Genomic DNA, 12254 nt, shown 5'->3' on the forward strand with positions numbered 1-12254 from the left:
CACCCGGTCATCTCCGGGGGCGAACAGGGTGTCGTCGTTGTCGAGCATCAGCTTGAACACCGGGGTGAAGGTCGCCTCCAGATCGGCGGTGTAGGCCAGCCGGTAGTTCAGCGGCTTCTCCGCGGTCAACCTGTCGAACATCGCGTTGACCTCGCCGAGGGTCTCCTTCAACCCCGGGTAGGCCTTGATCAGCGCCTTGGCGTGCCCGCGGTGGGCCATCGAGTGCTGGCCTTCCTGGCGGACGAACGCGTCGGCCTCCTCGGCGATCGCCGGGTCGGTGATCAGCGGCATGGCCTCGGAGATCATCGAGACGATCATCTTCTCGAAGCCGATGGCCAGAAACGACACCGCGTTGGCCATCGACGAGAACGCCGGGTTGGTCTCGTTCCACCGGAACGGGACGTGGTGGTCGGCGAACGCGAAGCGCAGCTTGCGCACGATCAGATCGGTCATGGCGGCACCCCTCAGGTAACCATACGACTCGATGGTTTCATGTATGGTTGCTTGGTGGCCGCGGATTGTCTAGGTGAGCGCTGATGGCCCGACGGCGTGGCTGGGGTGGCGATCCGCCGGCCGACGACGACGAGGCGGCCCGGCGGATCATCGCCGCGGCGGTGCGGTTGATCGGCGAGACCGGTTCGGCGGTGTCGCTGGCCGACGTCGCCAACTCGCTGGGCGTGATTCGGCAGACGGTGTACCGCTACTTTCCCACCGCCGACGCGTTGCTGCGGGCGGTGGCGATCGCCTCGGTCGACGACTTCCTGGACCGGCTGGCCGAGCACGTCCGAGGTATCCACGACCCCGCCGAGGCGATCACCGAAGGGACCGTCTACACGCTGGACGCGGTGACCCGCACGCCGCAGCTGGGCATCACGCTGTCGTCGTCGTACCCGCACGACCACAGCCCGGAGATGACGTCCGCCGAGGCGCGGACGTTCGGGATGCGGATGATCGAGAAGTTCGACGTGGACTGGGCGAGCCACGGCTACGACGAGGCGAGCCTGGCCGAGCTGGTCGAGTTCACCCTGCGAATCATGTTGTCGTTCTTCGCCGCCCCGAACGACCCGTCCCGGACACCGGACCAGCTGCGGCGGTTCCTGCGCCGCTGGCTCGGCGAGGCGGTGCGCGCCCAGGCGAGTCGCTAGCCCGGCCCGGACCGGTGCCGGCATCGGTTGCGCGTCGTCGGATGACCCGCCTGTCGCCGTGCGTGGTGTGCTGAAGAACGGGCTTGGCGTCATGAGGCCGGTTGTGTATCGTCCGGTTCGGCGCAGATGCGGTCGGTATTTTGCTCACCGGCCGAAACGTCGTCGTTTCGCTGCGTGTGTGTCGGTTTGGTTTCCGGGCAGTTCCACCGCTCGCACCGCACCAGCCTGCACGTGTCGACGACAGGAGTAGGCATGGAACGCGCAGTCCGTTCACCGCTTGCCGCTGCCGCCACGGCGGCGGTGTTGGCTACCGCGGCCGCGACCCCGGTAGCGGCGCGCAGCCGGTCGACCCGCAGACAGCGGACGTGCTGCTTGCCGCGGCGGCGTCCGATGTGGCGGCGTCCTGGGAGGAGGGTGTTCCAGACCGCCCAAGCCAACTTCGGGGACATCAGCGACCACTTCTGGAGATATTTTTTCCGGCGGTGCAGCAGGAGATCGTCAACCGGGTCGGCCTGATCGAAGATTTCGTCAAACACCCGGCCCAGGGTCCGGCGCTGTTGAACGAGTTCTTCGGGCTGGTGGACAAAGCGGTCAACGCACACTCCACCCCGTTCCTGGCGCCCAACGATTACCTGTTCGGCTCGGTGGACGACGGCCACGACGCCTACCTGCAGAGCTTCGCCGCCGCACTCGGCGACTCCGATCCGTCGGCACTGCACGCACTGGACTTCTGGAGCTCGGCGTTCAGCGCGGCCCTGCTGGGGAACCTCGCCCCTTTCATCGGCATGGAGCTGCGGTTCTTCGACGACGTCTCCGGCATCGTCGAATCCATCTCCGGCGGGCATCTCGCCGACGCGTTCCAAACCCTCACGGCGACACCGGTCAACGTCGTGAACGCGCTCTTGAACGGGTACGGGACCGTCGACCTGCCCGACATTCCGCTGTCGGACCTGTTCAAGGGCCTGGAGTCGAACACCGTCGTCACCTCGATAAATCTCGGCGGCATCTTCAGCCCCAGCGGGTCGTTGTTCGAATCACTGGGCCTCACGGCGACGGCCTGCCGAACGTCGACGGTGAACCGTTCGGCACCATGGGGTCACTGGTCTCCATGCAAGAGGGCATCGCGGTGGCTCTGGGCTGGAGCGGCGAGGGAAACCCGATCGACGCGCTGTTCGGCCTCGGAATATAGCCACGCGCCCGCGCTCAGCACCGGTCGCGCATGTCTCGAGTAGCCTCGGACAGGCTCTCCACCGACCGGGAAGGTGTTATGGCACAGCCACTGTTCGGCGTCGACCTGTCCAACAACAACTGGGGTGGGCGAGCGCCCGCGGCGATCGTGCCGATCCTGAACAGGATCATCGGCGAGGGGTTCACCTTCATCGAGCACAAGGTCTCCCAGGGCAACTACTTCGTCGACCGCTACTGGCCGACGGTGCTGGCCTGGGGCCGCAGAACCGGCAACATCGTCGTCGGCTACCACTACGTCACCACCAATCCGGCGCAGCAGCAGCTGGACACCTACCTGTCCAACGTCGGCGACCGCACCGTGCCGTGCATGCTCGACTTCGAGGCCGACGGCGGCGGCATCGCCAACTTCTGGGCGGTCTGGGACACGTTCGCCGCGGCCGGGGTGAACATGCGGCTCTCCTACATCCCGCACTGGTACTGGCAGCAGATCGGCTCGCCCGACCTCTCCGACGTGGTCGGGCTGATCGCCTCCGACTACGTCGCCGGGACCGGGTTCGCCTCGACTCTCTACCCGGGATCGGGGTGGCCGGGCTGGCGACCCTACGGCGGCGCCACCCCGGTGATCCTGCAGTTCACCGACGCGGCCGAGGTGGCCGGGCTGGTCTGCGACGCCGACGCGTTCCGCGGGACCAAGGCGGCGCTGCGGCGCACGCTGGGCATCGGGAAGCGACCGGCGCCGGCCAAGGACTAAGGCCGGAGGGCGGATGCGGACCGCGTCGACGACGAGCTGGCCCGCGGCGGGTCCCTGAACTGCACATCGACCCGTGCCCAGTGGGTGACGGGCGAAATCCGCGATCGAGTGACCAGGACTCCGGACATGGTTCAAGAATTGGTGTGCGGTCGTCGGTGTGGTTTCACGGTGTAGCGCAGGGTGAGGCCGGTGCCGGGGTAGACGGACCCGGCGCTCGTCGCCACTGCTGTGTCGAGGTGGTCTTGGGCGGTGAGCGCTGCGCTGACCAGCGCGGTCAGGACTTGGTGACGGTCTGGATCAACGTCGCGGCGGAGTCGCTGGAGAGCATCCAGCCGTTCTGGTCGACGAAGGTGACCACCTTGCTGACGGGCGGCAGTTTCTTGCCGGCCAAGGTGACCTCGGCGGCGGCGGTGCTCGGCCCCACCCACCAGATGTTGCCGGTCTGAAAGGACAGCGGCAACTCCCCGTGCGACACGGCCCGTTCCAGCCGGCCGCGCTGGAACGCCTGGCGCTCGTCGTCGTTGATGCCGCCCTGGACCAGGCGCTTCCTCGCCCGGTCCGGAACACTCGGGTCGGTCAGCGCGCCGAGGATTCCGGTCACCTGCGCGGCGGTCAAAAGCTCTTCGGCGGGCGCAGGGGCGGCAAGCACCGTCGGCGCATACAGCACGGCACCGGTGGCCCCGGCAACCGAGATGCCCGCGGCGACGACTGATTTCACGACGACGTTCATGATGATCGGTACTATTCTAGGTGCCGGTCCCGATCCGGACTGGTTGTGTGACCAATCCCGCGACGCCGACCCCGTGTGCGCCAGACCGCAGTCGGTCAACCGGCCAGGTCGCCGCGTTGGCTTCGGCGTCCCGGTCACCCACGGCCGGTGGCGGCCCACCCGTCGGGCTAAGCTCGACAGCCATGACCGCAGCTGAACAGGCGATCGACATCCACACCACGGCCGGCAAGCTGGCCGATCTCAAGCAGCGCACCGAGGAGACGCTGCACCCGGTCGGCGAGGCCGCGGTGGAGAAGGTGCACGCCAAGGGCAAGCTCACCGCCCGCGAGCGGGTACTGGCGCTGCTCGACGAGGACTCGTTCGTCGAGCTGGACGCGCTGGCCCGGCACCGCAGCACCAACTTCGGCATGGGCGAGAAGCGCCCGCTCGGCGACGGCGTCGTCACCGGCTACGGCACCATCGACGGCCGCGACGTCTGCATCTTCAGCCAGGACGCCACGGTGTTCGGCGGCAGCCTCGGCGAGGTGTACGGCGAGAAGATCGTCAAGGTGCAGGAGCTGGCGATGAAGACCGGCCGGCCGCTGATCGGCATCAACGACGGCGCCGGCGCCCGCATCCAGGAGGGTGTGGTCTCGCTGGGCCTGTACAGCCAGATCTTCCACAACAACATCCTGGCCTCCGGGGTGATCCCGCAGATCTCGCTGATCATGGGCGCCGCGGCCGGCGGGCACGTCTACTCCCCCGCGCTCACCGACTTCGTCATCATGGTCGACCAGACCTCCCAGATGTTCATCACCGGCCCGGACGTGATCAAGACCGTCACCGGTGAGGACGTCACCATGGAGGAACTCGGCGGCGCGCACACCCACATGGCCAAGTCGGGCACCCTGCACTACGTCGCCTCCGGCGAGCAGGACGCCTTCGACTACGTGCGCGACCTGCTGAGCTACCTGCCGGCGAACAACTACGCCGAGCCGCCGCGCTACCCGGCGGCGATCCCCGAGGGCGCCATCGCGGACAACCTCACCGACGAGGACCTCGAGCTGGACACGCTGATCCCGGACTCGCCGAACCAGCCGTACGACATGCACGAGGTGATCACCCGCATCCTCGACGACGACGAGTTCCTCGAGGTGCAGGCCGGCTACGCGCAGAACATCGTGGTCGGGTTCGGCCGGATCGAGGGCCGCAGCGTCGGCATCGTGGCCAACCAGCCCACCCAGTTCGCCGGCTGCCTGGACATCAACGCCTCGGAGAAGGCCGCGCGGTTCATCCGGACCTGCGACTGCTTCAACATCCCGATCATCATGCTGGTGGACGTCCCGGGCTTTCTGCCGGGCACCGAGCAGGAGTACAACGGCATCATCCGGCGCGGCGCCAAGCTGCTCTACGCCTACGGCGAGGCGACCGTCGCCAAGATCACCGTCATCACCCGCAAGGCCTACGGCGGTGCCTACTGCGTGATGGGCTCCAAGGAGATGGGCGCCGACGTCAACGTCGCCTGGCCGAGCGCGCAGATCGCGGTGATGGGAGCCTCCGGCGCGGTCGGGTTCGTCTACCGCTCCCAGCTCAAGGAAGCGGGCGAGGCCGGCCAAGATGTTGATGCGCTTCGCTTACAGTTGCAGCGCGAGTACGAGGACACCCTGGTCAACCCGTACATCGCCGCCGAGCGCGGCTACGTCGACGCGGTGATCCCGCCGGCGCACACCCGCGGTTACATCGCCACCTCGCTGCGGCTGCTGGAGCGCAAGATCGTCCAGCCGCTGCCGAAGAAGCATGGGAACATCCCACTGTGACCTCCGGTGAGCGGAGCGAGTCGGTGAACGACGAGGCGTCGGATCCGTCCGGTGAGCACCCGCGACACAGCCATCTGCCGCCCGGACCGGATTTCGAGGTCATCACGGGCAATCCCAGCCCCGCCCAGCTGGCGGCGCTGGTCACCGTGCTGAGCAAGATCTCCGGGCCCACCCCGGGTCAAGACGAGCGCAACATGTGGGGTCACCCGGTGGACAAGCTGCGCTACCCGATCTTCAGCTGGTATCGGGTCACGCTGCTGGAGCGCACGCATCTGCGCCGATGACGATGCAGAGCGCAGCGATGCCGAGGAACGGCGCCATCAGGCCGCGCCGATGACGAAATGACCCGGCTGGTCCTCGCTTCCGCCTCGGCGGGCCGACTCGCCGTGCTGCGCAAGGCCGGAATCGACCCACTGGTGGTGGTCTCCGGCGTCGACGAGGACGCGGTGATCGCCGAATTGGGCGCCGATGCGTCGGCGAGCCGGGTGGTGAACGCACTGGCGGCCGCCAAGGCTGACGCCGTGGTCGATGCGTTGGACGCTGAGGCCGCGACGGATTGCGTTGTGATCGGCTGCGATTCGATGCTGGAGGTCGACGGCAGGCTGTGCGGTAAACCGGTAACGGCCGATGTCGCCCGCGCCCAGTGGGATTCGATGGCCGGGCGCACCGGCCTGTTGCACACCGGGCACTGCGTGCTGCGGGTCGACGCGGGCGCCGTCGTGCAGCGGGAGTTCGATGTGGGTTCTACCACCGTTGGATTCGCGACCCCCACGGGCGACGAACTGACCGCATACATCACCAGTGGCGAACCGCTCGGCGTCGCAGGCGGATTCACCATCGACGGCCTGGGCGGGTTCTTCGTCGACCGCATCGACGGCGACCCGTCGAACGTGATCGGCCTGAGCCTGCCGTTGCTGCGCCGGCTGCTGCAGCGATTGGGAGTATCCCTCGCGACGCTGTGGGCGGCCAACCCCACACGGTGAACTGCAACGCAATTGCGACCCGGACGCGCCGGGCGAGGTCACCCCTTCGAACACGATCACGGCTCACACTGAGGTGATGCCGGTCGAAGAAACCATGTGGGACGTTGAGGTGCCGCGGGACGTCGACAGCTACGACACCGAGCGGTTCCGCGCCGCACTCGCCGAAAGCGTTCAAGAACGGCTGTCGCCCGGCAAGCAGCTGCTGCGGGTGGTCAGCTGGTGCGCCGAAGGCGTCGCGTTGTTCTGGCCGAAGTCGGGCCACATCGCGGTCGCCTACGAGGTGGCGCTGAACGTCTGATCCGGCGTGCCCGGGGCCGCGTCAACCGCCGCAGGGTGAGCGGGCAGGCGAGCCGGCCGTCTCTCGGCCCACCCCCGGGTCCGTGTGTCCTGTCCCCCGGTGTCGGCGAGACCCGAGCGCGCGGGTCACGGTGCGTTGGGAACCGCGGACGACCTACCCGGCGCAGGCCGACTCGGTGCGCTGCCGGCCGGGGCGGTGATCCCACGGTCGCCGACTGTTGGGGTCGGCGATGCCGCTCGCGGTTGCCCCGGGCCACGCGCAGCGTCACGAGCGGGGTCGATCCGGCCGCCGATCCCGTGCGGTGTGAGATTCCTCGCCGCCACGCCCCCGGCGTGAGGTGGGTAGGCTCGATGCTGTGCCAGTGTCACCTGACCCCAGCCCCGCCCTGCAGTCCTACGCCCACCCGGAACGGTTGGTGACGGCCGACTGGCTGGCCTCCAACATGGGTCGACCCGGCCTGGCGATCGTGGAGTCCGACGAGGACGTGCTGCTCTACGACGTCGGCCACATCCCCGGCGCGGTGAAGATCGACTGGGTCACCGACCTGAACGACCACCCGGTCCGCGACTACATCACCGGCGCCAAGTTCGCCGAGCTGATGGACCGCAAGGGCATCGCCCGCGACGACACCGTGGTGATCTACGGCGACAAGTCCAACTGGTGGGCCGCCTACGCGCTGTGGGTGTTCACCCTGTTCGGCCACGAAGACGTCCGGCTGCTCGACGGCGGCCGCGACCTATGGGTCTCCTCCGGCCGGGAGACCACCCTGGACGTGCCCACCCGGACGTCCACCGGCTACCCGGTGGTCCAGCGCAACGACGCGCCGATCCGGGCCTACCGCGACGACGTGCTGGCCACCATCGGCACCCAGCCGCTGATCGACGTACGTTCACCGCAGGAGTACACCGGCGAACGCACCCACATGCCGGACTACCCGGAGGAAGGGATCCTGCGCGGCGGGCACATCCCCACCGCCATCTCGGTCCCGTGGAGCCGCGCGGTCGACGACAGCGGCCGGTTCCGCAGCCGCGACCAGCTCGAGGAGATCTACAGCTTCGTCAAGCCGGACGACAAGCCGATCGCCTACTGCCGGATCGGGGAGCGCTCCAGCCACACCTGGTTCGTGCTGACCCATCTGCTCGGTCGCCCGGACGTGCGCAACTACGACGGGTCGTGGACCGAGTGGGGCAACGTCGTTCGGGTACCGGTCGTCGACGGCGACCAGCCGGGAGCCGTACCGGTCTGATGGCACTGCCCACGCGGCTGGCCGAGGTGGTCGCCGAGTTCACCGAGATGCAGGGCGACGACAAGGTCAGGCTGCTGTTGGAGTACGCCGACGAGCTGCCCGAGCTCCCCGACGACCTGGAGCAGGCGGCGATGGAGCCGGTCCCGGAGTGCCAGTCGCCGCTGTTCATGCACGTCGACGCGGCCGACCCGCAGCACATCCGGCTGTTCTTCAGCGCGCCCCGGGAGGCTCCGACCACCCGCGGTTTCGCGTCGATCCTGGCGTCCGGCCTGGACGGGCAGTCGGCCGCCGAGATCCTGGCGGTGCCGGAGGACTTCTACGGTGAACTCGGACTGGCGGCGCTGATCAGCCCGCTGCGGCTGCGCGGCATGTCGGCGATGCTGACCCGGATCAAGCGCCGGCTGCGGCAACGGTAGGGGCGCCTAGAACACGTTCAGCGCTCGCGCTTTACACTGCCTCAAGATAGATTCCTAAAAACCTTCCTTAGAGACTTGCCAGCAGGAGGCCACGTGGCGAAGGATGCCAGCCCCAGGATCACCAAGGTGCTCGTCGCCAACCGCGGGGAGATCGCCGTCCGGGTGATCCGCGCGGCCCGAGATGCCGGGCTGCCCAGTGTCGCGGTGTACGCCGAGCCGGACGCCGACGCGCCCCACGTGCGGCTGGCCGACGAGGCGTTCGCACTGGGTGGGCAGACCTCCGCCGAGTCCTACCTGGTGTTCGAGAAGATCCTGGACGCCGCGGCCAAGTCCGGCGCGAACGCGATCCACCCCGGCTACGGCTTCCTCTCCGAGAACGCCGACTTCGCCCAGGCGGTGATCGACGCCGGCCTGATCTGGATCGGGCCGTCCCCGCAGTCGATCCGCGACCTCGGCGACAAGGTCACCGCCCGGCACATCGCCGCGCGCGCCAAGGCGCCGCTGGTGCCCGGCACCCCCGACCCGGTGAAGGACGCCGACGAGGTGGTGGCGTTCGCCAAGGAGTACGGCGTTCCGGTGGCGATCAAGGCGGCGTTCGGCGGCGGCGGCCGGGGCATGAAGGTGGCCCGCACCATCGAGGAGATTCCGGAGCTGTTCGAGTCGGCGACCCGGGAGGCAGTCGCGGCGTTCGGCCGCGGCGAGTGCTTCGTGGAGCGCTACCTGGACAAGCCCCGCCACGTCGAGGCGCAGGTCATCGCCGACCAGCACGGCAATGTCGTCGTCGTCGGCACTCGGGACTGCTCGCTGCAGCGCCGGTTCCAGAAGCTGGTCGAGGAGGCACCGGCGCCGTTCCTGACCGACGCTCAGCGCACGGAGATCCACGAGTCGGCGAAGCGGATCTGCAAGGAGGCCCACTACTGGGGCGCCGGCACCGTCGAATACCTGGTCGGCCAGGACGGCTTGATCTCCTTCCTGGAGGTCAACACCCGGCTGCAGGTGGAGCACCCGGTCACCGAGGAGACCTCCGGCATCGACCTGGTGCGCGAGCAGTTCCGGATCGCCAACGGCGAGATGCTGGACCTCACCGAGGACCCGACGCCCCGCGGGCACAGCATCGAGTTCCGGATCAACGGTGAGGACGCCGGCCGCGGCTTCCTGCCGGCGCCCGGGCCGGTCACCCTCTTCGCCCCGCCAAGCGGTCCGGGCGTCCGGGTGGACTCCGGGGTGGAGACCGGCTCGGTGATCGGCGGCCAGTTCGACTCGATGCTGGCCAAGCTGATCGTCACCGGCGCCACCCGCACCGAGGCGCTGGAGCGGGCCCGCCGGGCCCTGGACGAGTTCCGGGTCGAAGGGCTGGCCACCGTCATCCCGTTCGACCGGGTGGTGGTGCGCGATCCGGCGTTCGTCGGCGACGAGAACGGGTTCACCGTGCACACCCGCTGGATCGAGACCGAGTTCGACAACACCATCGAGCCGTTCACCGGCGGGCAGGCCGTCGACCACGAGGACGTCGCACCGCGCCACATCGTGGTGGTCGAGGTCGACGGGCGTCGGCTCGAGGTGGCGCTCCCGGCGGACCTGGCGCTCTCCAACGGCAACGGCAGCGGCGGGGCCGGCGTCGTCCGGAAGAAACCCAAGCCGCGCAAGCGCGGGGCGGCCGCCGGTGCGGCCGCGTCCGGTGACGCGGTGACCGCGCCGATGCAGGGCACCGTGGTCAAGGTCGCCGTCGAGGAGGGCCAGGAAGTCGCCACCGGTGACCTGGTGGTGGTTCTGGAGGCGATGAAGATGGAGAACCCGGTGACCGCCCACAAGGACGGGGTGATCACCGGCCTGGCGGTGGAGCCGGGCGCGGCCATCACCCAGGGCACCGTGCTGGTGGAGATCAAGTAGCGCGACGCCGCCTCAGTCGGCGATCTTCTGCAGCGCCGACCCCTTGTGCATGGCGACGTGGTCGCTCTTGTCGCTCTGGATCGCGTACTGGGGGTCGTCCGGACTGCAGCGCCGGGTGTGCCCCTGGTAGTCGGTGTCTTCGGTGTGCACCCGCACGATTCTGCCGGTCACGTAGCCGGCCTCGGAGTTCCATCGCACATGGTCGCCGACCTTGAATTTCGCCGCCATCGTCGCTCCGCTCGGTCCCCGATGTCGGCCCAGCCGGGCATGCCGGCGCACGGCACCGGCGCCGCAGTGGTCACGCTGCGGTGACCGCTGCGGCGCCTCGCCTGCGCTGAGGTCGACGACGGCCTCAGCTGGGCCGATGTCTTACAGACCCATCGCGGCGAGCAGGGCCGGGATGTGGTCGGTTGCGATCGCACCGAACAGCGTCGAGTCGCTCAGCAGGCTCGACACGGTCGAACTTGAATTGAAGTCGGCGGCGCCGGGGATCAGGTCCTGCAACGTCGTGCTGCCGAACCCGAGAAAGTCCACCATCTCGGAGAGATTCGAGGCGCCGCTCAGCGTGATGCCGTCATGTGCGCCCAGATCACCCAGCAGGCTGTTGATGGTGATGTCGCTGATCTTGAACTCGGTCGCCAGGTCACCCAGGTTCGTGGTGGCGCTGAACTTCAACAGGTCGCCCAGCGTGTCGTCGCCCAGCCCCAGATCGCTCACGATACTGCTGAGATGCCCGGTCGGGACGGTGATGAGCCCGCCGAGGATTTTCAGCGGCGGAAGCTCCATGTTCGCTATCGACGGGAAGTCGGCGAGTAGCTGGGTCAGCGTCGTCGCGTTGCCTATGGCGGGATCGCCGGCCGGGGTGAAGTCGGCCAGCAGGCTGTTCACCGTGATGTCGGCCAGCGGTTCGCCGTTGAAGCTGAGATCACTCAGCAAACCCCCGATGGTCGTGCTGGCGGTTACGCCGGGGACCAGGTCGCCCAGCAGGCTGTTGATGGTCACGGTGGTACCCACGTCGCCGAAGGCGGCCGAGTTGAGCATCTGGGGGATCGTTTCGTCGAGGCCGTCGGTCAAGCCCAGGCTGCTCAGGGCCGAGTCGAGGGTCGGGTTCGCATCTGGAAACGCGGCCACCAGCTGGCCGAGAGTCAAGCCGCTGATCGGCGTGGGCGTGCCGTTCACGTCGACGTCGATGAGGCCTAGCAGGCCGGCGATGTTGAGGGCGTCGCCGGTGGCGGCGGTGCCGGTCAGGGCCACGCCGCGGTGCTGCGAAAACAGCCCGGCCTGCAGCGGCGCCACCGGCACGCCGGCGAGCAGGGCAGCGCCGGCGACGGCGGTGCTCGCGACGACCACCCCGGCCTTCATCGCAAACCTGCGCTGTTCGGTCGGCGGTGCCGTGACGGCGAAACTGTTGGACATATCTACAGCCCCTTTCAGATGTGTCATACGGAGAGTGTGATTCCTACGACATACGGAACTTAATGTGATCTCAGCATCGTGTCAACTTTTATTCGGTTCGCATCACACTGCCGACGCTCCCGTACATGGCCGACATACCCGCTCATCAAGAGCCTCTCGGATAAACCCCCCGGCGTGTTTTCGGCGAGAGAATTCCCTGGTCAGCGCCGAGGTCGCCACGATGCCCGCCGAGACCAAAGCGCGGCTTGATGCCGCTGATCCCACCGGCGGTTCCTCCCGGCAGTACCGGACCTGCGGCCGGTGGACGCGAACCATATCGAGTCACGATGCGATTCGGCAGAAAGACAGATGCCGTTGTGGCCGCTATCCCAGCGGTGAGCCGATGATAGGCGGAC

Annotated in this window: 15 protein-coding genes; 10 read left to right on the top strand and 5 right to left on the bottom strand. The window is 68.2% G+C overall.

Features of this window, described 5'->3' with window-relative positions:
- Positions 1 to 453, bottom strand: a 453-nt coding sequence (locus AC2VNT_RS11855) for a metal-dependent hydrolase (RefSeq protein ID WP_486947045.1), incomplete at its 3' end; no start/stop codon positions are given.
- 83 nt (positions 454 to 536) lie between these two features.
- On the opposite strand from AC2VNT_RS11855, the gene AC2VNT_RS11860 reads away from it, so the two are divergent.
- Positions 537 to 1145, top strand: a complete 609-nt coding sequence (locus AC2VNT_RS11860; RefSeq protein ID WP_486947046.1) for a TetR/AcrR family transcriptional regulator — start codon at positions 537 to 539, stop codon at positions 1143 to 1145.
- 89 nt (positions 1146 to 1234) lie between these two features.
- Here the strand turns inward: AC2VNT_RS11860 and AC2VNT_RS11865 are convergent, their stop codons facing one another.
- On the bottom strand, positions 1235 to 1681 hold the full coding sequence (locus tag AC2VNT_RS11865) for a hypothetical protein (RefSeq protein ID WP_486947047.1): 447 nt from the start codon (positions 1679 to 1681) through the stop codon (positions 1235 to 1237).
- Here AC2VNT_RS11865 and AC2VNT_RS11870 point away from each other — a divergent pair.
- Both AC2VNT_RS11870 and AC2VNT_RS11875 read left to right on the top strand, forming a co-directional pair.
- A complete protein-coding gene (locus AC2VNT_RS11870; RefSeq protein WP_486947048.1) occupies positions 1628 to 2377 on the top strand; it encodes a hypothetical protein in 750 nt (249 codons plus the stop codon). The genes AC2VNT_RS11865 and AC2VNT_RS11870 overlap by 54 nt on opposite strands.
- Before the next feature lie 35 nt (positions 2378 to 2412).
- Positions 2413 to 3084: a GH25 family lysozyme gene (locus AC2VNT_RS11875; RefSeq protein WP_486947049.1), complete on the top strand. Its 672-nt coding sequence runs from the start codon at positions 2413 to 2415 to the stop codon at positions 3082 to 3084.
- A gap of 274 nt (positions 3085 to 3358) precedes the next feature.
- Here the strand turns inward: AC2VNT_RS11875 and AC2VNT_RS11880 are convergent, their stop codons facing one another.
- On the bottom strand, positions 3359 to 3802 hold the full coding sequence (locus tag AC2VNT_RS11880) for an MTB12 C-terminal domain-containing protein (RefSeq protein WP_486947050.1): 444 nt from the start codon (positions 3800 to 3802) through the stop codon (positions 3359 to 3361).
- 194 nt (positions 3803 to 3996) lie between these two features.
- Between AC2VNT_RS11880 and AC2VNT_RS11885 the strand changes: the two genes are divergently transcribed.
- The 7 genes from AC2VNT_RS11885 to AC2VNT_RS11915 all read left to right on the top strand — a co-directional run bounded on the left by AC2VNT_RS11885 (position 3997) and on the right by AC2VNT_RS11915 (position 10443).
- On the top strand, positions 3997 to 5610 hold the full coding sequence (locus AC2VNT_RS11885) for an acyl-CoA carboxylase subunit beta (RefSeq protein ID WP_486947051.1): 1614 nt from the start codon (positions 3997 to 3999) through the stop codon (positions 5608 to 5610).
- Positions 5607 to 5894, top strand: coding sequence for an acyl-CoA carboxylase subunit epsilon (locus tag AC2VNT_RS11890; protein ID WP_486947052.1), 288 nt, complete (start codon positions 5607 to 5609; stop codon positions 5892 to 5894). Before AC2VNT_RS11885 ends, AC2VNT_RS11890 begins: the two co-directional genes overlap by 4 nt.
- A gap of 57 nt (positions 5895 to 5951) precedes the next feature.
- A complete protein-coding gene (locus AC2VNT_RS11895) occupies positions 5952 to 6593 on the top strand; it encodes a Maf family protein (protein ID WP_486947053.1) in 642 nt (213 codons plus the stop codon).
- 76 nt (positions 6594 to 6669) lie between these two features.
- Positions 6670 to 6891, top strand: a complete 222-nt coding sequence (locus AC2VNT_RS11900; protein ID WP_486947054.1) for a hypothetical protein — start codon at positions 6670 to 6672, stop codon at positions 6889 to 6891.
- A gap of 355 nt (positions 6892 to 7246) precedes the next feature.
- Entirely contained in the window at positions 7247 to 8137 is an 891-nt protein-coding gene (locus tag AC2VNT_RS11905; RefSeq protein ID WP_486947055.1) for a sulfurtransferase, read from the top strand.
- Entirely contained in the window at positions 8137 to 8553 is a 417-nt protein-coding gene (locus tag AC2VNT_RS11910) for a SufE family protein (RefSeq protein WP_486947056.1), read from the top strand. The genes AC2VNT_RS11905 and AC2VNT_RS11910 overlap by 1 nt, the downstream gene beginning before the upstream one ends.
- 93 nt (positions 8554 to 8646) lie before the next feature.
- The gene (locus AC2VNT_RS11915) at positions 8647 to 10443 is read left to right on the top strand and encodes an acetyl/propionyl/methylcrotonyl-CoA carboxylase subunit alpha (protein ID WP_486947057.1); all 1797 of its coding nucleotides are present in this window, start codon (positions 8647 to 8649) and stop codon (positions 10441 to 10443) included.
- Positions 10444 to 10455: 12 nt separating this feature from the next.
- Here AC2VNT_RS11915 and AC2VNT_RS11920 read toward each other — a convergent pair whose 3' ends face one another.
- A complete protein-coding gene (locus AC2VNT_RS11920) occupies positions 10456 to 10671 on the bottom strand; it encodes a hypervirulence associated TUDOR domain-containing protein (protein ID WP_486947058.1) in 216 nt (71 codons plus the stop codon).
- Positions 10672 to 10812: 141 nt separating this feature from the next.
- On the bottom strand, positions 10813 to 11859 hold the full coding sequence (locus tag AC2VNT_RS11925) for a hypothetical protein (RefSeq protein ID WP_486947059.1): 1047 nt from the start codon (positions 11857 to 11859) through the stop codon (positions 10813 to 10815).
- Positions 11860 to 12254: the final 395 nt, after the last annotated feature.

The organism is Mycobacterium sp. TH-M15, assembly GCF_057473705.1.